General features: G+C 66.4%; 18 protein-coding genes, 2 pseudogenes and 1 riboswitch. Of the genes and pseudogenes, 7 read left to right on the top strand and 13 right to left on the bottom strand.

Annotation, left to right across the window (positions count from 1 at the left end; all coding sequences use genetic code 11):
- Nucleotides 1-130 precede the first annotated feature (130 nt).
- The 5 genes from XaplCFBP3123_RS14160 (at nucleotide 131) to XaplCFBP3123_RS14140 (ending at nucleotide 5,580) form a co-directional block, all read left to right on the top strand.
- Nucleotides 131-1,534 carry an amidohydrolase gene (locus XaplCFBP3123_RS14160; RefSeq protein WP_104534631.1) on the top strand — a complete coding sequence of 468 codons (1,404 nt, stop codon included), beginning with the start codon at nucleotides 131-133 and terminating at the stop codon, nucleotides 1,532-1,534.
- Nucleotides 1,531-2,811, top strand: a complete 1,281-nt coding sequence (locus XaplCFBP3123_RS14155; RefSeq protein ID WP_104534630.1) for an amidohydrolase family protein — start codon at nucleotides 1,531-1,533, stop codon at nucleotides 2,809-2,811. Before XaplCFBP3123_RS14160 ends, XaplCFBP3123_RS14155 begins: the two co-directional genes overlap by 4 nt.
- A 32-nt stretch (nucleotides 2,812-2,843) precedes the next feature.
- Nucleotides 2,844-3,260 carry a DUF2809 domain-containing protein gene (locus XaplCFBP3123_RS14150; RefSeq protein WP_104534629.1) on the top strand — a complete coding sequence of 139 codons (417 nt, stop codon included), beginning with the start codon at nucleotides 2,844-2,846 and terminating at the stop codon, nucleotides 3,258-3,260.
- Nucleotides 3,261-3,404: 144 nt separating this feature from the next.
- Entirely contained in the window at nucleotides 3,405-3,731 is a 327-nt protein-coding gene (locus XaplCFBP3123_RS14145) for a hypothetical protein (protein ID WP_172453291.1), read from the top strand.
- 247 nt (nucleotides 3,732-3,978) lie between these two features.
- A complete protein-coding gene (locus XaplCFBP3123_RS14140) occupies nucleotides 3,979-5,580 on the top strand; it encodes a rhamnogalacturonan lyase B N-terminal domain-containing protein (RefSeq protein WP_104534806.1) in 1,602 nt (533 codons plus the stop codon).
- Here XaplCFBP3123_RS14140 and XaplCFBP3123_RS14135 read toward each other — a convergent pair.
- Nucleotides 5,534-5,830 (bottom strand): annotated as a pseudogene (locus XaplCFBP3123_RS14135) (hypothetical protein); the annotation flags it as partial. The gene XaplCFBP3123_RS14140 and the pseudogene XaplCFBP3123_RS14135 sit on opposite strands and share 47 nt — an antisense overlap.
- Nucleotides 5,831-5,991: 161 nt before the next feature.
- On the bottom strand, nucleotides 5,992-6,807 hold the full coding sequence (locus XaplCFBP3123_RS14130) for a GH12 family glycosyl hydrolase domain-containing protein (protein ID WP_104534627.1): 816 nt from the start codon (nucleotides 6,805-6,807) through the stop codon (nucleotides 5,992-5,994).
- Nucleotides 6,808-7,141: 334 nt separating this feature from the next.
- Here XaplCFBP3123_RS14130 and XaplCFBP3123_RS14125 point away from each other — a divergent pair.
- Nucleotides 7,142-7,751 (top strand): annotated as a pseudogene (locus tag XaplCFBP3123_RS14125) (DegV family protein); the annotation flags it as partial.
- Between the two features lie 204 nt (nucleotides 7,752-7,955).
- On the opposite strand, the gene XaplCFBP3123_RS14120 reads toward XaplCFBP3123_RS14125, so the two are convergent.
- The 6 genes from XaplCFBP3123_RS14120 to XaplCFBP3123_RS14090 form a co-directional block, all read right to left on the bottom strand.
- On the bottom strand, nucleotides 7,956-9,536 hold the full coding sequence (locus tag XaplCFBP3123_RS14120; RefSeq protein ID WP_104534626.1) for a CocE/NonD family hydrolase: 1,581 nt from the start codon (nucleotides 9,534-9,536) through the stop codon (nucleotides 7,956-7,958).
- A gap of 435 nt (nucleotides 9,537-9,971) precedes the next feature.
- Complete coding sequence (thiL, locus tag XaplCFBP3123_RS14110) at nucleotides 9,972-10,946, bottom strand: thiamine-phosphate kinase (protein WP_104534625.1); 975 nt, start codon at nucleotides 10,944-10,946, stop codon at nucleotides 9,972-9,974.
- A gap of 110 nt (nucleotides 10,947-11,056) precedes the next feature.
- Nucleotides 11,057-11,545: a transcription antitermination factor NusB gene (gene nusB, locus XaplCFBP3123_RS14105; RefSeq protein WP_104534624.1), complete on the bottom strand. Its 489-nt coding sequence runs from the start codon at nucleotides 11,543-11,545 to the stop codon at nucleotides 11,057-11,059.
- Nucleotides 11,542-12,006: a 6,7-dimethyl-8-ribityllumazine synthase gene (gene ribH, locus XaplCFBP3123_RS14100; protein ID WP_104534623.1), complete on the bottom strand. Its 465-nt coding sequence runs from the start codon at nucleotides 12,004-12,006 to the stop codon at nucleotides 11,542-11,544. The genes nusB and ribH overlap by 4 nt, the downstream gene beginning before the upstream one ends.
- 247 nt (nucleotides 12,007-12,253) lie before the next feature.
- On the bottom strand, nucleotides 12,254-13,393 hold the full coding sequence (ribB, locus tag XaplCFBP3123_RS14095) for a 3,4-dihydroxy-2-butanone-4-phosphate synthase (RefSeq protein ID WP_104534622.1): 1,140 nt from the start codon (nucleotides 13,391-13,393) through the stop codon (nucleotides 12,254-12,256).
- Entirely contained in the window at nucleotides 13,390-13,992 is a 603-nt protein-coding gene (locus XaplCFBP3123_RS14090; RefSeq protein ID WP_104534805.1) for a riboflavin synthase, read from the bottom strand. Before XaplCFBP3123_RS14090 ends, ribB begins: the two co-directional genes overlap by 4 nt.
- A 162-nt stretch (nucleotides 13,993-14,154) precedes the next feature.
- Nucleotides 14,155-14,332, bottom strand: a riboswitch (FMN riboswitch).
- Nucleotides 14,333-14,549: 217 nt separating this feature from the next.
- Between XaplCFBP3123_RS14090 and XaplCFBP3123_RS14085 the strand changes: the two genes are divergently transcribed.
- On the top strand, nucleotides 14,550-15,173 hold the full coding sequence (locus XaplCFBP3123_RS14085; RefSeq protein ID WP_104534621.1) for a hypothetical protein: 624 nt from the start codon (nucleotides 14,550-14,552) through the stop codon (nucleotides 15,171-15,173).
- A 95-nt stretch (nucleotides 15,174-15,268) separates the two neighbouring features.
- Here XaplCFBP3123_RS14085 and ribD read toward each other — a convergent pair whose 3' ends face one another.
- From ribD to XaplCFBP3123_RS14060, 5 genes are all read right to left on the bottom strand, one after another.
- Entirely contained in the window at nucleotides 15,269-16,363 is a 1,095-nt protein-coding gene (gene ribD, locus XaplCFBP3123_RS14080) for a bifunctional diaminohydroxyphosphoribosylaminopyrimidine deaminase/5-amino-6-(5-phosphoribosylamino)uracil reductase RibD (protein ID WP_104534620.1), read from the bottom strand.
- Nucleotides 16,360-16,839, bottom strand: coding sequence for a GNAT family N-acetyltransferase (locus XaplCFBP3123_RS14075; RefSeq protein ID WP_172453274.1), 480 nt, complete (start codon nucleotides 16,837-16,839; stop codon nucleotides 16,360-16,362). Before XaplCFBP3123_RS14075 ends, ribD begins: the two co-directional genes overlap by 4 nt.
- Nucleotides 16,836-17,360 (bottom strand): transcriptional regulator NrdR, encoded by a 525-nt coding sequence (nrdR, locus tag XaplCFBP3123_RS14070; RefSeq protein ID WP_006453216.1) that lies wholly within the window; start codon nucleotides 17,358-17,360, stop codon nucleotides 16,836-16,838. The genes XaplCFBP3123_RS14075 and nrdR overlap by 4 nt, the downstream gene beginning before the upstream one ends.
- A gap of 101 nt (nucleotides 17,361-17,461) precedes the next feature.
- Nucleotides 17,462-18,715 (bottom strand): serine hydroxymethyltransferase, encoded by a 1,254-nt coding sequence (gene glyA, locus XaplCFBP3123_RS14065; protein ID WP_104534619.1) that lies wholly within the window; start codon nucleotides 18,713-18,715, stop codon nucleotides 17,462-17,464.
- Nucleotides 18,716-18,901: 186 nt separating this feature from the next.
- Nucleotides 18,902-19,420 (bottom strand): RcnB family protein, encoded by a 519-nt coding sequence (locus tag XaplCFBP3123_RS14060; protein WP_104534618.1) that lies wholly within the window; start codon nucleotides 19,418-19,420, stop codon nucleotides 18,902-18,904.
- Nucleotides 19,421-19,495 lie beyond the last annotated feature (75 nt).

The following is a 19,495-nucleotide window of genomic DNA, read 5'->3' as shown; positions in this document are numbered from 1 at the left end:
CCTGACGAATACCGCACAGCATGCACGGGCGCATGTGATGAGCCCGCCGCCGCCGGCGGTGCAGCACTTGGCAAGCATGCCGCCGCCCGTTAGGTTTGCGGCTGACGTTTTCGTTGCACCGGGGAAATCCATGCGTTCCATCCTGTTCGCCGCCCTTGGCGCGGCGCTGCTGTGCGGGCCTGCGTCTGCGGCATCGCGTTTTGTGCAAGACCCCTATCCCAGCACCTACCACGCGCTTGCGTCCGGTCCGGTGCTGATCCAGCACGCCACCGTGCTCACCGGCACCGGCCAGCGGCTGGACGACGCCGACGTACTGCTGCGCGACGGCAAGGTGGCTGCGGTCGGGCGCGGGCTGGAGGCGCCGGCCGATGTGCGCCGCATCGACGGCACCGGCAAGTGGGTCACCCCCGGCATCATCGACGTGCACTCGCATCTGGGCGTGTATCCCAGCCCCGGCGTCAGCGCCCATAGCGATGGCAACGAGATGACCGCCCCGGTAACGCCGAACGTGTGGGCCGAGCATTCGATCTGGCCGCAGGATCCCGGCTTCGGCACCGCCCTGGCCGGCGGCGTCACCTCGCTGCAGATCCTGCCGGGCTCGGCCAATCTGATCGGCGGGCGCGGCGTCACCCTCAAGAACGTGGCCTCCACGACCTACCAGGGCATGAAATTCCCCGGGGCGCCCTGGGGCCTGAAAATGGCCTGCGGCGAGAACCCCAAGCGCGTGTACGGCGAAAAAGGTGGCCCCGCCACCCGCATGGGCAACGTGGCCGGCTACCGCGCCGCCTTCATCGATGCGGCCGAGTATCTGCAGAAGAACGCACCGAAGAAGAAGAAGGCCGAAAAGAAGCGCCATTGGTGGAGCCGCGGCGGCGACAACGACAGCAGCGGCGATGCCGGCGGCAAGCGCGATCTCAAGCTCGATACGCTGGCCGGCGCGATCAACGGCGACATCCGCGTGCATATCCACTGCTACCGCGCCGACGAGATGGCGACCATGCTGGACCTGTCTAAGGAATTCGGCTTCCACATCGCCGCCTTCCACCACGGCGTGGAAGCCTACAAGCTGGCCGACCGGCTGGCGCAGGACAACGTCTGCGGCGCGCTGTGGGCGGACTGGTGGGGCTTCAAGATGGAAGCCTTCGATGGCATCCAGGAAAACATCGCGCTGGTCGATCGCCCGGCCAACAGCTGCGCCATCGTGCATTCGGATTCGGAAGAAGGCATCCAGCGCCTGAATCAGGAAGCGGCCAAGGTGCTCGCCAACGCGCGCCGCAGCGGGATGGAGATTCCGCCCGAGCGCGCGATCCGCTGGCTCACCAGCAATGCAGCCAAGGCGCTCGGCATCGAGCAGCAGACCGGCGCACTGGAGCCGGGCAAGATGGGCGATATGGTGGTGTGGAACGGCAATCCCTTCAGCTCCTACGCGCTGGCCGAGCAGGTCTACATCGACGGCGCACAGGTTTACGACCGCCACGATCGCCGCTTGCAGCCGGTGTCGGACTTCATGCTCGGCCAGGAGGTGGCGCGATGAGCCGCGCAACCTTCGTTCGCCCGCGTCTACGCGCGATCTCTGCAGTGATCATGGCGCTGCTCGCATTGCCCGCATTCGGCCAGCAGGTGCTGATCCGTGGCGCGACCGTGCATACCGCCACCGCGCAAGGCACGCTGCGCAATACCGATGTGCTGGTGCAGGGCGGCGTGATCCGCGCGATCGGCAGCAATCTGGCCGTGCCCACCGATGGCCGCGTGGTCGAGGCCAAGGGCCGCCCGCTGACGCCGGCCTTGTTCGGCGGCATCACCGAGATCGGCATCGAAGAAGTCTCCGGCGAAGACAGCACCGTGGACAGCGGCGTCAAACTCAGCGACCAGCCGATGCGCCCGGAATTCGACGTCACCCTGGCCTACAACCCCGAGTCGGTACTGGTGCCGGTGGCGCGCGTGGAAGGCATCGGCTTCACCGCGTTGGGCGCGACCACCAGCGGTGCCTTCATCGCCGGGCAAGGCGGCGTGGTGCGGCTGGACGGCAGCCCGGACCCGCTCGGCCCGCAGGCCTTGTTCATCCGCATCGGTGCGGCGGCGTCCGACCTCACCGGCAGCTCGCGTGCCGCGCAATGGATGCTGCTCGACCAACTGGTGGCCGAGGCGCGCGGACGCGTGCCGGCCGACTCGCCGCACGCGCTGCTGACCCCGGTCGGCCGCAGCGTGCTGGCCAAATACCTGGCCGGGCAAGGCCGCATCGTGGTGCAGGTGGAGCGCGCCGCAGACATCCGCCAGCTGCTGCGTTGGGCACAGCGCGAAAAGGTACGCATCGCCATTGCCGGCGGCACCGAGGCCTGGAAGCTCGCGCCGCAACTGGCGCAGGCCAGGGTGCCGGTGCTGGTGGACGCGCTGGCGGACCTGCCGTCCACCTTCGACCAGATCGGTGCGACGCTGGAAAACGCCGCACGCCTGCGCGCGGCCGGCGTGGAGGTCAGCTTTGCCCAGAGCGGCGATGCCTCGCACAACGCGCGCAAACAGCGCCAGCTGGCCGGCAATGCGGTGGCCAACGGCTTGCCGTGGGAAGCCGGCCTGGCCGGCCTGACCCGGGTGCCGGCAGAGATCTTCGGCGTGGCAGATCGCATCGGCAGCATCGCGGTCGGCAAGCAGGCCGACCTGGTGCTGTGGGAAGGCGACCCGCTGGATGTCGCCCACTACGCCGAGCAGGTGTGGCTGGGCGGTCGCGACATGCCGATGCGCTCGCGCCAGACCGAGCTGCGCGAGCGTTACATGCAACCGGCCGGCGCGTTGCCGCGCGCCTATCTGAAGTGATCGGGAGCGGCGAGCGCACGTGTGCCAGCGCAATGACACGCATGGCGTTGGGCGTGCGCTGCGTCTACCTGCTGATCGCGCTGGCCGTGTTTGTCATCGAAGTGGCGATCGGCGCCGGCACACTTGGCGGGTCCTGGGTGCGCGGCAGCCTGGGCGATGTGCTGGCGGTGATCCTGGTGTATTGCGGGGTGCGCGGTGCGTTTGCGTCATCGCCACGCTGGGCGTGCGTGCTGGCGGTCGCGATCGGATGCCTGATCGAAGGTCTGCAGGCGATGCATCTGGCCGACCGGCTCGGGCTGCGCCCAGGCAGCGCGGGCTACATCGCGCTCGGCAATACCGCCAGCCTGCACGATCTGCTGATGTATCTGGTCGGCGGCGGCATGGCGTACATCGGCGATGTGGCATGGTGCCGCGTCGCTGCGTTTTCCCGGCGGCAACCACCGCATTGATGCACTTCTTCGGACCTACCGCATGTTTTCCATCTCATCACCGGCACTGATCGACAGCGTTGGCGTCCTGTCTCGGCAGCGGCGGCAACGGCATGCCTGCGCCGCCGCCGCGTTCCAGTGACCCCGCTGTTTCAAGGAAGCGACCTGCGCCCGATCGATCGCGTCGTGTTGCGCCAGGCGCCGGCCAATCTGCAACGCGGCCTGGAAGCGGTCGGCGGGCAGCTGATCCTGACCGCCGATGCACTGCACTTCCAGCCGCATCCCTACAACATACAGACCCGGTCGCTGAGCGTGCACCTGACCCAGATCGCAACAATGCAACTCCGCTGGACGCGCTTGTTCGGCCTGCTGCCGGTGGCGCCGACATCGCTGGCGGTGCAGCTGCATCAGGGCGGCGAGCACCGTTTCGTGATCGGCAAACGCGACCAGTGGATGGCCGCCATCGCCTCGGCGCGCGATGCCCTGCGCTGACGCTGCTCCGACAATCGCGTCGCGCTGATCCACAAGAGCGCAGTGCCCGACTGGCGCATCGCAATGCCCTGGCATCTTCCCGCATGCATCCGTATCGCAGACGGAGCGTGACCTGCGCTGCGTTTCAGCACTGAATCCTGTACGCGGCGCACGCTCTGCAGGTCCGACCATCACCGCCGTCGCTCAGCCCGCCTAGCATCGCGCGTCGGCACCGTAGCGACGCCCCTAGCTCGGCATGGAGATCGATATGACCCGCAATGTACTGCGCATCCTGGCGTGCGCATTGTTCCTGTACGGCGGCGTCAGCGCGCCGGCCATCGCCGCATTTGGCGTCACCCGCAGCGGCGACAGCGTCGTAGTCGATACCGGCGCCGAGCTGGTGTTTTCGGTCAACGTCAACAACGGCGACATCGTGTCGATGCGCTACCGCGACAACGAGCTGCAGACCACCGAGTCGAAGGGCTCGCATATCGCCTCCGGCCTGGGCAGCGCCAGCGTGGAGGCGCGCGTGGTGGGCGGGGCGATCGTGGTTTCGGCCAAGGCCGGCGACCTGACCCAGTACTACATCGCGCGCAAGGGCCGCAACGCGATCTACATGGCCACCTATGCACCGACGTTGCTGCCGATCGGCGAGCTGCGCTTTGTCACCCGCTTGAACGTTGCCAAGCTGCCCAATGCGCAGCAGGAACCCGATTCCAATGTCGGCAGCCCGGTGGAAGGCGAGGACGTGTTCCTGCTGCCGGACGGACGCACCAGCTCCAAGTTCTATTCGGCGCGCCGCATGATGGACGATCAGGTGCATGGCGTCAGCGGCTCGGGCATGGCGGTGTTCATGCTGATGGGCAACCGCGAGCGCAGTTCCGGCGGGCCGTTCTTCAAGGACATCGCCACACAGAAAACCCGTGTGACGCATGAGCTCTACAACTACATGTATTCCGATCATACCCAGACCGAAGCATTCCGCAGTGGCCTGCATGGGGTTTACGGGCTGCTGTTCACCGATGGAGCAACGCCCTCCAGCGCACAGCTCGACACCGCTTTCGTCGATACAACGCTGGGCTTGAGTGGTTATCTCGCCAGCGACGGGCGCGGCGCGCTGGCCGGCCGGGTGAGTGGCGTGCTGTCCGGCCAGCCTGCGGTGATCGGCCTGCGCAACGACCAGGCCGAATACTGGGCCACTGCCAATGGCAGCGGCGATTACCAGATGGCCGGCGTGCGCCCGGGACGCTACCGCATGACGCTCTACCAGAACGAACTGGAGGTCGCGCAACGCGATGTGGAAATCCACGCCAACGCGACCGCGCAGGCGGCACTGCAAGCCACTGTCCTGCCGGGAACGGTCAAGTGGCAGATCGGCACGGCCGATGGCACACCGGCCGGTTTCCGCCATGCGGAGTTACTGCCACGCGCGCATCCGTCCGACACGCGCATGCGCTGGACACCGGTGACCTACACGGTTGGATCGAGTAGTGCGGGCAGCTTTCCGGCGGTGCAATGGCGCGGCATCAACACCCCGACCCGCATCGACTTCACCCTGGGCTCCAGCGAAGTGCGCGGCTACCGTCTGCGCATCTTCGTGCCGCTGACCCAGGTCAGCGCGCGTCCGCAGATCAGCGTCAATGCGCGTTGGAATGGCCCGGTACCCGCCGCGCCCACGCAACCCAAGACCCGCGGCATCACCCGCGGCACATGGCGCGGCAACAATACGCTGTACGAGGTGGATATCCCGGCATCCGCGCTGCAATCCGGCAGCAACCGGATCGAAATCGGCATCGCCTCGGGATCGCCGGACAACGGCTTTCTCAGCCCGGCCGTGGTGTTCGATAGTCTTCAGCTGGTGGCGCTGTAAGCAGCCCTGCGAATCCGGTGACCGGGTGGCCGGTGACATCGAAGCCGCCCTCCACCACCTGCAGATACAGCGCATTGCTGTAGCGGCCATCGCCGGCACGCAAATCCTGCAACCTGGTCAGGAATGCCTTGACGTCGACATTGACATCGCCTTTGTCCGGCAAGGCATTGCTGTTGCCGGCCGTGCCATGTGGAATGAAGGTGCAGACGTAATAGCCGGCGGCATCATTGTTGCCTTCCCACAGGGCGTGACGCCGCCCACACGCCACCTCATTGACTCTCAAGCGGTCGGCAACCTTCGAAAGTTGCGGACCGTCGCAAGCGATGCGGGAACCGGCGTGTGCGTTGTGCTGCACGCCGGTCTCCAACGCTCACTGTGCGACCTTCGCCATGCCACGGATTGGCGCAGTGCCTACTGCGCATCCATCGTCGCGCTCACCTTGGCCCAGCCATTGCCGCGGACCACTTCGAAACCGGCTTCGGCGGCGTGCAGATACATGCTGTTGTTGTAGCGCCCATCCTTGGACCGGTTGGTCTGCAGCCAGTTGAGGAAGGGCTTGGCGTCCACGTTGAGGCTGCCGCTGGTCTTGAGCGTGGCCTGCCCGGCGGTGCCGGTCGGGATGAAGGTGTAGACGTAATAGCCGGCACCGGAGTTGAAGCCCTCCCACAGGTCGAAGGTACGCCCGCCTGCGGTGATCACATTGCTGGCAGTCAGTGTGCCGATCGGCCAGGAGTTGTGGTCGCCCCAGATCATCACTTCCAGCTGCGGGTTGCCCTTGGCGGTATCCCAACGGAAGAAGATGTCGTAGGCAAAGTCGCCCGCAAGATTGCTGCCGCCCGCGCTGTAGGTGAACTTGAGCGGGATCTTGCTCAACGAAGAAATCTGCCGCGGAAACAGCGTGTCGCTGGTCGGATTCCAGTCGTAATGCCAGCCGCGCACGATCGCCGGGTAGCCATAGAGGTTGTAGTCGGCGAAGTTGAAGGTGACGGTCAGTTCGGGCGTGCTGCCGGTGCCGAACGTGCCCTGGATGACGTTGTTGGGGTCGTTGAAATTATTGACCCACGCATAGTGGTTGCCGAAGATCTTGTAGGGACCGGCCAGCGCTGCCGGCGCCAGGGCCACCAGACCCACGGCCAGTGCAGCCTTCCACCAGTGAGATGCGCGTCGCCGTGTGGTCGGCGCCTGTGCGCCGGTCTGAGTGGGGATGCTGGATTGGCTGTTTTGCATGTTGACTCTCCGTGTGGGTTCAGCGCGGCGATGCCGGTGCGGCAGCGTCGAGAGCCGCCTTGCAGCGGTCGCGTCGGACCCTAGCAGCGGCTTTGTTCCGGGAGCTATAGCAATTGCAGCAGGCCTCGCCCGTCATCTGCGATAGCGGGCGCTACCCGGCAGCCGAAGCGTGCGCCGATCCTCAGTTCGTCACGCAAATCGCGGCGTGACAGGATGTATCGGTCATCTGCATGAAGGCGCGGTGCACACGAATGGTGCAGAGCCACATCGGTGTGGTGTGCGTTTCGGCCGCGCCTGCGGCTGCTTGTTCCAGGCGCATTCGCACGTGTCGAGCTTGCCTGATCGCCGGGCGCCAGGCGCTCATCGCGCGGCCTTTGCGTATGGGTACCCACAACGCAACAACGTCATCGTATTGCCGATCAGCCTGCGCATCGGCGAAGCGGTGCTGGCAGATCACCGCAATGAGGAAGCGACGCTGAGCTTTCTGCAGGCGCATGTGGCCGAGCGCGGACACGAAGCGGAGAGCACGCCGTTGTCGGTCAATCAGATCCGCGATCCTTTCCTGCAACGGCTGCTCATCGACCACGACCATGTGTTCTGTCTGACCATCTCCAAGCTGCGCAGCCAGATCTTCGACGACGCGATGCAGGTCAGTGCGCGATCCTCAACGATTACAAACCGATCCGGCAAGCCGCCGGCCACTCCTCTCGCCGGTCGCGCTGCGCGTGATCGATACACTCAACCGGTTCGCCGGCCAGGGCATCATTGCAGTGAAAGCGCTACGCCTGCGCGCGCAGGGTCAGGGCGTGGCGGCGATCCGCAGCCGGCTCGAACAACTGGCCGAACACCCCTACGGCTACATGATTCCGCGCGGTCTCTACGACCTGCGTGCGCGTGCACGCAGCAAGGGCGATCGCAGCGTGGGCCGGATCGGCGCCGCCCTCGCGCGGTGCCCTCACCACTTGCGTGACACGCCGCGAATCCGTCCCTGGAGGCTCCTCGGTGGCATCCATGCCGCCAAGGGTCCCGCAACCGGCGAGGACACCGCACCAGAGAGTTAATCGATCCTTTCCAAAGCTTGCGCGTTGCTCGTCTTGCATTGGGAAGATGACCGAACGCTGCGCTGTCCGAGTTAGACCAGCGCAGCGTTACCGCAGCGGCACGTTCAATACCGATGGCGTTGCGACCGGCGACGTAAAGGTCACTGTGCCGCCGCCATCGCCGGCATCGGTGTAGCGCACATCTTGCGTGTCGATCACCAGCACCAGGCGCTGCCCTGCCGGAATCTCCGCAGCGGCCGCTTGCAGCGGCCAATCCAGCGTTACTGCGCGGCCCGGCGTGGCCCCGCGCAGCGAATACGGCGCATGCGTGATCAACTGTGCCACGCCCAATGCGTCCATGCGATACAGATACGCGAACAGGCTCACTTTCGGTTGACTGGGCACCACGGTCACGCGTAGCGATGGACTGCCGGCCAGCCGCCGTACCGTGCCCGACGGCGCACCCACCCACACTGCCGCGCCGATGCGATTGACCAACGGAATCGACGTGGTGACCGGCACACCGATGCCTTGCAACACACCACTGACCAGTAACACGCCCGAGTCGGCCAACGTCGGCACATCGGTGGCGATGCGCGATTGCCATCCGCTGGCGGTGCCGCCGATCAAGCCGCCGGTGGGGCTGAGCAACCCCGCCGGTGCGGATAGCCCCAGGCGCGTACTGCCCTGCTGCACCGACGCCCAGTCCGTGTATTCCAGCCATTGCCCCGCGCGGGGCGACAACCGCACCGGCGCTTCGCTGTCCACGCCGTTACGCACTTGCTTGAGATGACGATCGAACCAGCGCGTGGTCGCCGTGTAGACCTCGTTGGGCAGGCCTAGCGCGCCCGGCAGTTCTGCCGTGGCGTGATCGCCCTGGCTGAGCAGCAACTGCTTGGGTCCGCGCAGCTGGTTGAAGAACGCGATGGTCTGGTTCGGCGGAAACAGGCCGTCGTTGAAGGCATTGCCCAGTAGGACTGCTGTGCCACGCGCATTGAGCGCGGCCACATCGCTTGCCGGGCTGCGCGACGCGGCCTGCGGCAGGAAGCCCTGCACTGCGCCGTCGTAATCGCCAACGGCAACCTTTGCGCTGATCTGCGCCAGATCCGGGCCGGGACGTCCGGTCAACGCACCGGCACCGACCAGTAGCCCAACCCCTTGCTGGCTGACGGTGCGATTGGAATACAGCGACGCTTCCAGATCCGCCCAGCCGCTGAGCGCAGCCACGGCCTTGATGCGCGGATCGCGCGCTGCCGCCAACAGGCTGATGCCCGCCCCGTAGGAGATGCCCGATGCACCGACCGCATCCGGGTTGGCCGGCGTATGCGCCAGCGCCCAATCGATCACCGCGCTGACGTCTTCCACCGTGTCGGCGCCGGCGATGTCGATCTGCCCGGCCGAATCCCAGAACCCACGCGAGGTGTAGCTGACGACCACGTAGCCATCGCTGGCCAGTTGGGTCGCGCGGCCGAGGTATTCCAGATTCGGCAGCGACCAGCTGGCCGGCATCACGATCAGCGGAAACGGCCCGCTGCCCTGCCCCTGCGGCACCACGACCAGCGCGCCCATCGGCGCACCATCCCAGCCGGGAATCCGTTCGTAGGTCTTGCTGAAAGCGCCCGCCACCGCCGACGCCGATGCCACCAGCAACGCCAGTGCGGCGATGCCTCCGAGCCAACGCTTGTTCATCCGGATCTCTCCCACGCAAGGCCGGGCCGGGATGGCCCAGCGGCAACTGCCATGCATCCGTGGTTCGGGGGAGACCGTCGCGAACGTACCAGACGGTACGGTATGGCTCAAGGGCCGGGAATCGGGAATCGGGAATCGGGAATCGGGAATCGGGATTCGGGATTCGGGATTCGGGATTCGGGATTCGGGGGTCGGGGGTCGGGGGTCGGGGGTCGGGGGTCGGCAGGCGGCGGCGGCGGCGAAAAATTGGACGAGAAGCAGTGTCGGCATCGCTGCGTGATTGTTGTGCCGCCTCCCCTACTCGTGGTGCGTGCGCGCCGCAATCGCGGGCCCGTCCTGGAGTGCATCCGGCCGGCGCCACCACATGGCCGATCCCGACCCGCAGACGTTGGCTGCAACGCAGCACGCCCGCGCAACACCTCCCGCGCGCTCAGCTCAGCCCACGAAGTGCTGATATCCGCGTTGCGGCGGCTGCCACGGGTTGCCGTGGGCGTCGTGGACCGCCACCCCCGGCGTGGCGACGATCTGCCCGATGCGCGTCACCGCGACGCCGGCGAAGTCCATCGCCTGCACCACCGCGTCGCGGTGTGGCACGGCGGCGGTGAAGCACAGCTCGTAGTCGTCGCCGCCACCGAGTTGCCAGCCGATGCATTGCAGCGCGCTGATCCCGGTGCTGCGTGGCATCGCCGGCAGTGCCGCAAGCGCAAGCTGCGCGCCCACGCCGCTGCGTTCGCACAGATGCCCCAGATCGGCCAGCAGGCCGTCGGAGATGTCCACACAGGCATGCGCAAGCCCACGCAAGCGCAGCCCGGCCTGCACGCGTGGCTGCGGGCGCAGCAGGCGGCCGCGCCACTGTTCGTGCAACGGATCGGCCGCCGCGCAGGTCACGTCCAGACGGCCGGCTTGCCATAGCGACAACGCCGCGGCCGCCTCGCCCGGCGCGCCGGTCACCCAGACGTCGTCGCCCACACGCGCGCCATCGCGACGCAGCGCCGCACCCGGCGGCAGGCTGCCGATCGCCGTCACCGCACACGACAACGGCCCGCGCGTGGTGTCGCCACCGACCAGTGCAATGTCATGCGCATCGGCCAGTGCAAAGAAGCCATCGGCGAACGCGTCGACCCAGTCGACATCGTCGTGCGGCAACGACAGCGACAAGGTGCACCAGCGCGGTTGCGCGCCCATCGCAGCCAGATCCGACAGATTGACCGCCAGCGTCTTCCAGCCCAGATCCTCGGCGCGCGTCTCATGCGGAAAATGCACGCCCGCATTGAGCGTATCGGCGGTGATCGCCAGCTGCTCGCCCGGCGGCGGCTGCAGCAATGCCGCATCGTCGCCAATCCCCAACGGCACATCCGCACGCGCCGCGATGCGCGCGCGCAAACGGGCAATTAGATCGAATTCGGGCATGTGGGCGGGAATCGGGAGAAGGGAATCGGGAATCGCAAAAGCGCGTCAGGAGATATCGGAGATGGTGCTCTTACGATTCCCCATTCCCGACTCCCCAATCCCGCGGCGCCTCAGGCGCCGCTGGCGCCGCTGGCGCCCGACTCCACCTTGCGCCACTCCACCGAGGCGCGATCCAGCACGCCGTTGATGTAGGTGTGGCCGTGTTCGGAGCCGAACCGTTTGACGGTTTCGATCGCTTCGTTGATCACCACGCGGTACGGCACGTCCTGGCGATACAGCAGTTCATAGGCAGCCAGGCGCAGCACCGCGCGTTCGATCGCGTCGACCTCTTCCACGCCACGATCCAGATACGGGGTCAGCGCGGTGTCGAGCTCGGCGCGGTTGGTCAGCACGCCTTCGACCAGATTTTCGAAATAGGCCAGATCGGCCACTTCGTGCGCCTGCTCGTGCGCAAACTGGGAGATCACCTGCTTGGCGAACCCGCCGGAAATCTGCCAGGCATACACCGCCTGCAGGGCACGCCGACGCGCGCGCGAACGCAGCACCGGGTCGATGCCGTCGCGACGGACGTGGCGGGCATGTCCACCGGACTTGCTCATGGCAACAACTCCATCAAATTGACCAGTTCCAGCGCCGCAAGCGCACATTCTTCGCCCTTGTTGCCATGGCTGCCACCGGCACGCGCCTCGGCATCTTCCACGCGCTCGACCGCCAGCACGCCGTTGAGGACCGGCACGCCGGTCTGCAACTGCACGCTCATCAGGCCTTCGGCACACAGGTCGGCGACGTGTTCGTAGTGGCGGGTATCGCCGCGGATCACGCAACCCAGCGCGATGATCGCCGCATGCTGTCCGGATTGACCCAGACGGTTGGCGGCGATCGGAATTTCCCAGGCGCCCGGCACGCGGACCACGTCGATGGCGTCCTCACCGATGCCGTTGCCGGCCAGGCTCTGACGCGCACCGGTGACCAGTGCGTCGGTGATGCGGGCATTCCAGCGGCTGGCGATGATCGCAAAGCGCGCGTTGGTGGGGCGGAGATCGCCTTCGTAGTGGGTCATGCGGGTCGGCAACTCGAGGGGGCGGCAAGTTTAACAGCTGACGGGGCCTGGCCCGGCCGATGCGTGCCGGCCGGGGGGCGCCAAAGCAGACCCGGCCATGTAGGTAGGAAACGATTTGGGAGCACGCAGCACAGGCTGGCGCAGCGGGCGACTGGCGTGGTCGATGCGCAACAACAGCAGGAACCGCTCGGCCCACGCGGTTCCTGCAGGGCACCCTCAACCACCGGACAGCGGCGACGCCATGCCGTCAGGGCAGCGCGGTAGCCGGCACCGAGCGCATGCCTTCGCCGGCGTGGCATTCCAGATATTCCACCACCTCCAGCCCGAATCCGGCCAGGCCCACCTGACGCCGCGGCGTGCCCAGCACGCGCAGCTTGCCCAGGCCCAGCTCGGCCAGGATCTGCGCGCCGGCGCCATTGCGCCGCCACTGGCTGACGTCCTTGGCGTTGGTGGCCGCTTCCGGTTGCTGGCGCAGCCGCGCCAGCAAGGATTCGCTGTCGCGCGGTGCCGACAGCACCACCATCACGCCCTGCCCTTCGGCGGCGATCGCACGCAAGGCATCGGTGGCGGCCACGCCGAAGTCATCGCGCTGCCAGTGCAGCAGATCGGCCAGCGGGTTTTCCACCTGCACGCGCACCAGCGTCGGCGTGGCCGGATCGGCGCTGCCGCGCACCAGCGCAAAGTGCAGGTCGTGCGCGATGCGGTCGCGATAGGTCACCAGCATGAACGGGCCGAACTCGGTGCTGATCTCGCGCTCGTCCACACGTTCGACGGTGTGCTCGTTGGCCAGGCGATAGGCGATCAGATCGGCGATCGAGCCCATCTTCAGCCCGTGCTCGCGCGCGAACACTTCCAGCTGCGGGCGCCGCGCCATGCTGCCATCCGGGTTGAGTACCTCCACCAGCACGCCGGCCGGTTCCAGCCCGGCCAGCATCGGCAGGTCGCTGGCCGCCTCGGTATGACCGGCGCGGGTGAGCACGCCGCCGGGCTGCGAGATCAACGGGAAGATATGCCCCGGCTGGCTCAGATCCTGCGGCTTGGCATCCGGCCGCACCGCGGTGCGTACCGTGTGCGCACGGTCGTAGGCGGAGATGCCGGTGGTCACGCCTTCGGCCGCCTCGATGCTGACGGTGAAGTTGGTCTGGAACTGCGCGGTGTTGTTGCGCACCATCGGCGCCAGGCCCAGCTGCGCGCAGCGCTCGCGGGTCAGCGACAGACACACCAGCCCGCGCGCGTGGGTCACCATGAAATTGATGTCCGACGGCTTGACCAGCTCGGCGGCCATGATCAGGTCGCCTTCGTTCTCGCGGTCTTCGTCATCGACGATCACCACCATGCGGCCGGCGCGCAGTTCCTCGATCAATTCCGGAACAGGTGCGAAATTCATGCTGCACCCCGCGTGCCGAGCAGGCGTTCGACATAACGTGCCACCAGATCGATTTCCAGATTCACCGCCGCACCGACCGCCGTCTGCGCAAACGCGGTATTGGCCACCGTGTGCGGAATCAATGCGACTTCGAAGCCGTCCTCGTCCACGTCGTTGACGGTGAGGCTGACCCCGTCCACGCAGATCGAGCCCTTCTTGGCGACATAGCGCAACACCGCCGGCGGGGCGGCGAACCGCCAGCGCTGCGCACGCGCATCGCCATGCACCGACTGCACCTGGCCCAGGCCATCGACATGTCCGCTGACCAGATGCCCGCCGAGCCGGTCGGTCGGGCGCATCGCACGCTCCAGATTCAGCAGCGCGCCTTCCGGCAAGGCGCCCAGTGTGGTCAGCGACAAGGTTTCGGTCGAGGCATCGGCCTGGAAGCTGCCGGCATCGAAGGCGATCACGGTCAGGCACACGCCGTTGACCGCGATGCTCTCGCCCAGTTGCACCGCTTCGAACGGCAGGCTGCCGGTGGCGAAGGTGAAACGCACATCGCCGCCTTGCGGCTGGCGCGCCGCCAGATGGCCGACGCCTTCGATGATTCCGGTAAACATCAGCACGCCCCCATCTTTGACGACAACGGAGCAGACCGGGTGCGGTGGAAGATCGCGACGCAGCGCGACGGATGACGCATGGACATAGTCGTTTCTCGCAGGAGTTGAGCGAAAAACGCCACAAGGCAAACAGGCGCACGCACAACCGCAAGGCTGCGCGTTGGCCGTCTTCTTTCATCCGGACTATACCGTCGGCCCCGGCATCGCACCGGATCTGCTGACCTTGCACTTCAGAGTTTCGCGTGATTCCGCTCGACCCTGATGCGCAAGCGCTCGCGGGCTCGCACGCTTGCGCATGCCTACCGCCGGTGGGGAATCGCACCCCGCCCTGAAGACGTTCGTGAGTACCGGCGAACCGGTGCGCAAAGTCTAACAGGGCACATCGGCGCGATGGCTGAGTGCGGGCTGAGGCTGGCAGGACACTGCGTCACGTCGGGAAATCCCCCATAGCCAGGGCTGTGAAGGATCTGTTAATTTACGCGCCGCGACGGGAGACGTCGCTTTTCCATCCCGCAACGGGACGGAGACACGGACATCAATTCGGAGAGAGACATCCAATGCGTAACACCCTGATTCTGGCTGCCCTGCTGGCCGCCGCGCCGTTTGCCGCATCGGCCGAAGGCCTGAGCTATTCCTACGTCGAAGGCGGCTGGAACCGTACCGAAATCAACGTCAACGACGCGTCGGACGATATCGACGGCGGCTACATCCGCGGCTCCTGGCAGATTGCCCAGCCGGTCTACCTGCTGGCCAGCTACGAGCGTGCCACCAAGGATTACAACCTCGGCAGCGGCTTCGTGATCGACGGCACCCTGCAGCAGGCCACGGCGGGTATCGGCTACCGCCAGGAAATGACCGAGCGCGTCGAGTTCACCGCCGACATCAGCGTGCTGCGCACCAAGGTCGAATCCGATCTGCGCCTGCGCGGCCGTTCGATTGACAACGCGTCCGACTCGAGCAACCTGGGCTTCGCCAACCTGGGCCTGCGCGGCAAGCCCTCGCCGCGGACCGAAGCCTGGCTCAAGGCCGGCTACATCGACGGTAGCGACGTGGACGAAGGCGAGTTTGTCGGCACCCTGGGTGGTCAGGTCAACTTCACCCGCACCTGGGGCCTGGTTGCCGAAGCGCAGTTCGTCGACAACGCCAACCAGTACAAGGTCGGCGTGCGCGCGAGCTTCTGATCGGCGCGGCGCAGATGCACAAAGGCCCCGCATGCGGGGCCTTTTTTATACGCGCAACAGCACAGCCGCGCGGCATCGGGCGAGCCATGCAGTGCTCACCCGGCAACGACCGGCGCATACCGCAGACGCAGATCCTGCCCCAGCTGGCGCACATCCAGCAGCTGCAACGCAGACTGCTGCGCCATCGTCTCGATGCCTAGCCCGGCCAGCAGAGGCCTGGCGGTATCGCCCAGCAGCACCGGCGCCATGTAGACCAGCAATTCGTCGACCAGCCCGGCTTGCAGCAACGCACCGCTCAGCGTTGCGCCGGCTTCCACATGCACCTCGTTGATGCCGCGCTCGGCAAGCAACGCCAACACCGCAGCCAGATCGAAACGGCCGGCGTGCAACGGCATCGCAGTGAATTGCGCATCGTCCAGCGACGGCGCTGCCACATCCTCGCCATGCAGATACAGCGTCGGCGCATCGCCCTGACGCATGTTGCTGCACGCCAACGTCCGCAACCCGGCATCGAGCACTACGCGCAGCGGCGGCACGAACGGCGTGTCGTCGCCCAGCCGTACCGTCATGGATGGGTCGTCGGCCATGACCGTGCCTGCACCGGTCAGGATCGCACCCGCACGCGCACGCCAGCGCTGCACATCCGCGCGCGCATCGGCGCCGGTGATCCACTTGGACTCACCGCTGGCGAGCGCAGTACGTCCATCCAGGCTGGCGCCGAGCTTGACCCGCACCCGCGGACGCCCACGCTCCACCCGCGACAGAAACCCCTGGTTGAGCGCGCGCGCCTGTGCCTGCAGGACGCCGCTGAGCACCTCGATCCCGGCCTCGCGCAGCAACGCAAACCCGCCGCCGTTGACCTGCGGAAACGGGTCGGCCATCGCCGCGACCACACGCGCCACGCCGGCATCGATCAAGGCCAGGGCACAGGGCGGCGTGCGTCCGTAGTGCGCACACGGCTCCAGCGTGACGTAAGCGGTGGACCCGCGCGCCAGCGCGCCGGCCGCGCGCAGGGCGAACACTTCCGCATGCGGGCCGCCGGCACGTTGATGAAAGCCTTCGCCCACGCACACGCCATCGCGCACGATCACGCAGCCAACCATCGGATTGGGGCGGGTGGTGTAGGCGCCGCGCTCGGCCAGACGCAATGCCTGCGCCATCCAGCGGTGGTCGTCGGCTGTCGCGCTCACTGCGCTACCGGTTCGATCTGCATCACCACAATCTGCATCGGCCCCAACAACAAGTCGGCATGCGGGTGCCAGCCCAGGCGCTGGTAGTACGGCGCCAGTGCGGGCTGGCAATACAGATACAACGCCGGCACGCCCATGCGCGCGGCGGCCTGGACGCAGTGCGTCACCAGCGCCCCGCCGATGCCCTGCCCGCGCGCCTGACGATGCACGTACAGCGACGCCAGCCATGGCGACCATTGCCAAATGCGCGCATCGTCGTTTTCCAGCAGGCTGACCGACCCGAGCCACTGCGCCTGGTCGAGCGCCACCCACGTCGTCGGGATCACCCCGTCGCGGGTGTGGCTGCGCAACTCGCTCAATGCCTCATCGAAATTCCAGTCCGGCAACAGACTGCCAAAAGCCTGCAGATGCGCCCGCGCGATGGCCGGCAACAGCTCCGGCGTGTCGGCCACGCAAGCGATGCGCATCGCGCTCACCGCTTGCCGGGCTTGCCGGCACGTTCCAAGGCCGCTTCCAGCAACGGCAATTGCTCGATGCCGACCGGGAGCTCGCGTTCGAGCTTTTCGATTTCCTCGCGGAAATCGGCAACGTCCTGAAAACTGCGGTACACCGAAGCGAAGCGCACATAGCCCACATGATCGAGCTTGCGCAGCTCGACCATGACGTATTCGCCCACCCGCAGCGAGCCGACCTCGCGCTCGCCGGACATGCGCAATTGATGCACCACCGCGCGCACCGCCGCTTCGATCTGTTCTTCGGACACCGGGCGTTTCTGCAACGCGCGGTCGAAACTGGTGCGCAGCTTGCGCGCGTCGAACGCCTCGCGCCCGCCATCGCTCTTGACCACGGTCGGCAGCTTGAGTTCGATCGTTTCCAGGGTGCTGAAACGCTCGCCGCACGCCTCGCACTCGCGACGCCGACGAATCGTCGTGCCGTCTTCGGACACGCGCGAATCGATCACGCGGGTGTCGTTGTGCTGGCAGAAGGGGCAGTGCATCAGGCGTCCGGGAATAGGGAGAGGGGAATAGGGAATCGGAACAGCAGAACTATCGCAGCGTTGCTTTTACCATTCTCGTCTCCCTATTCCCCATTCCCGTATCAGCCATACACCGGATACTTCTTGCACTGCGCAGTCACCGCGTCGCGGACCTTCGCCAGCACCGCTTCGTCGCTGGGGGCGTCGAGCACGTCGGCGATCCAGTTGGCCAGGTCGATGCTGTCCTGCTCCAGGTAACCGCGGGTGGTGATCGCCGGGGTGCCCAGGCGCAGGCCGGAGGTGACGAACGGCGAGCGTGGGTCGTTGGGCACTGCATTCTTGTTGACGGTGATATGCGCCTTGCCGAGCGCAGCTTCGGCGTCCTTGCCGGAGACGTCGCGGCCGATCATGTCTACCAGCATCAGATGATTTTCGGTGCCGCCGGACACGATCTTGTAGCCACGCGCGATCAACGTGTTGGCCATCGCCTGCGCGTTCTTGACCACTTGCTGCTGGTAGGCCTTGAACGCCGGTTCCAGCGCTTCCTTGAAGGCCACCGCCTTGGCCGCGATGACATGCATCAGCGGGCCGCCCTGGATGCCGGGGAACACGATCGACTGCAGCTTCTTCTGCAGCTCTTCGCTCGCGCCCTTGGCCACGATGATGCCACCACGCGGGCCGCGCAGGGTCTTGTGGGTGGTCGAGGTGACCACGTGCGCATGCTCCAGCGGGCTCGGATACACACCGGCGGCGACCAGGCCGGCCACGTGCGCCATGTCCACGAACAGATACGCACCGACGCTGTCGGCGATGGCGCGGAAACGCGCCCAGTCGATCTTTTGCGAATACGCCGAGAACCCGGCCACGACCATCTTCGGCGTGTGCTCGGTGGCCAGACGCTGGACCTCGTCGTAATCGATCAGGCCTTGCTCGTCGACGCCGTACTGCACGGCGTTGAACAGTTTGCCGGAGACGTTGACCTTGGCGCCGTGGGTCAGGTGACCGCCGTGGGCCAGGCTCATGCCCAGGATGGTGTCGCCCGGCTGCAGCAGCGCCAGATACACCGCCTGGTTGGCCTGCGAGCCGCTATGCGGCTGCACGTTCGCATAATCGGCGCCGAACACCTGCTTGATGCGCTCGATCGCCAGCTGCTCGGCAATGTCGACGAACTCGCAACCACCGTAGTAGCGCTTGCCCGGATAGCCTTCGGCGTACTTGTTGGTCAGCTGGCTGCCCTGGGCTTCCATCACCAGCGGGCTGCAGTAGTTTTCGCTGGCGATCAGCTCGACGTGATCCTCCTGGCGGCCTGCTTCGGCAGCGATGGCCTTGGCCAGTTCGGGGTCGTAGGTTTCCAGTCGGACGTCGCGCGAGAACATGCAGAGCTCCGGGGCAGCTGTTGCCAGTAGGGGCGCAGATTGTAAGCCCCACGTGGACAGGTGACCAATTGCGACGCTGGCGCGCGCCATGGCGCGCTCGGCCCTTGAACGACAAAGGCGCACCGGAGTGCGCCTTTGTGGGATGCCCTACCCGCTTGCCGACCCGGGCCCGGCCAATGCTGAGGCCTAGTTGTTGAGCACCAGATCGGCGATCACACCGGTCGCAATAGCCACCAGCAGGAAGTTGCCGGTGTTGTCGCGCTGCCAGCGATAGCCGCGCGGCGGATAGCGCAGGTTGTAGCGGTCATAATCGTTGACCACGTAGACCGGGCCCTGATAGCGGTGACCGCGCACATAGGCCGGACGGCCGTAATACGCCGGGGCCGGGACGTAGGTGTAGCCGCGACGGTCGTAATCGCGATCCCGGTAGCGCGCGTCGCGATAGCCCTCCCGGTAGCCATTGCCGTAGTAGCGGCGGTCCTGTCGCCAGTCGTGGCGGTCGGCCCGGCGGTCGTCACGCCAGTCGCGGCGATCATCGTGGCGATCGTTGCGCCAGTTGTTGTGATGGTCGCGATGATCGCGATGATCGCGGTCATGCCCACGGCGGTCGTCGCGGTCCCAGTCCCCGGCAAATGCGGCCGGTGCGGCGAAGCCCAGCGCCAAGATGGAGGAGAGCACAACAGTCACGATGCGTTTGCGGTTCATGGGATTGCTCCTGTCTGCGATGTCGCAATTTCATTAAGGCGCTGGCCGCCTTAACGCATTCTTGCTGGAATCGAT

Origin of the sequence: Xanthomonas arboricola pv. populi, assembly GCF_002939945.1 — a bacterium.
Classification (GTDB): Bacteria; Pseudomonadota; Gammaproteobacteria; order Xanthomonadales; family Xanthomonadaceae; genus Xanthomonas; species Xanthomonas arboricola_A.
The sequence above is the reverse complement of the archived record's forward strand: the minus strand, read 5'-3'. Positions and strand labels throughout refer to the sequence as shown.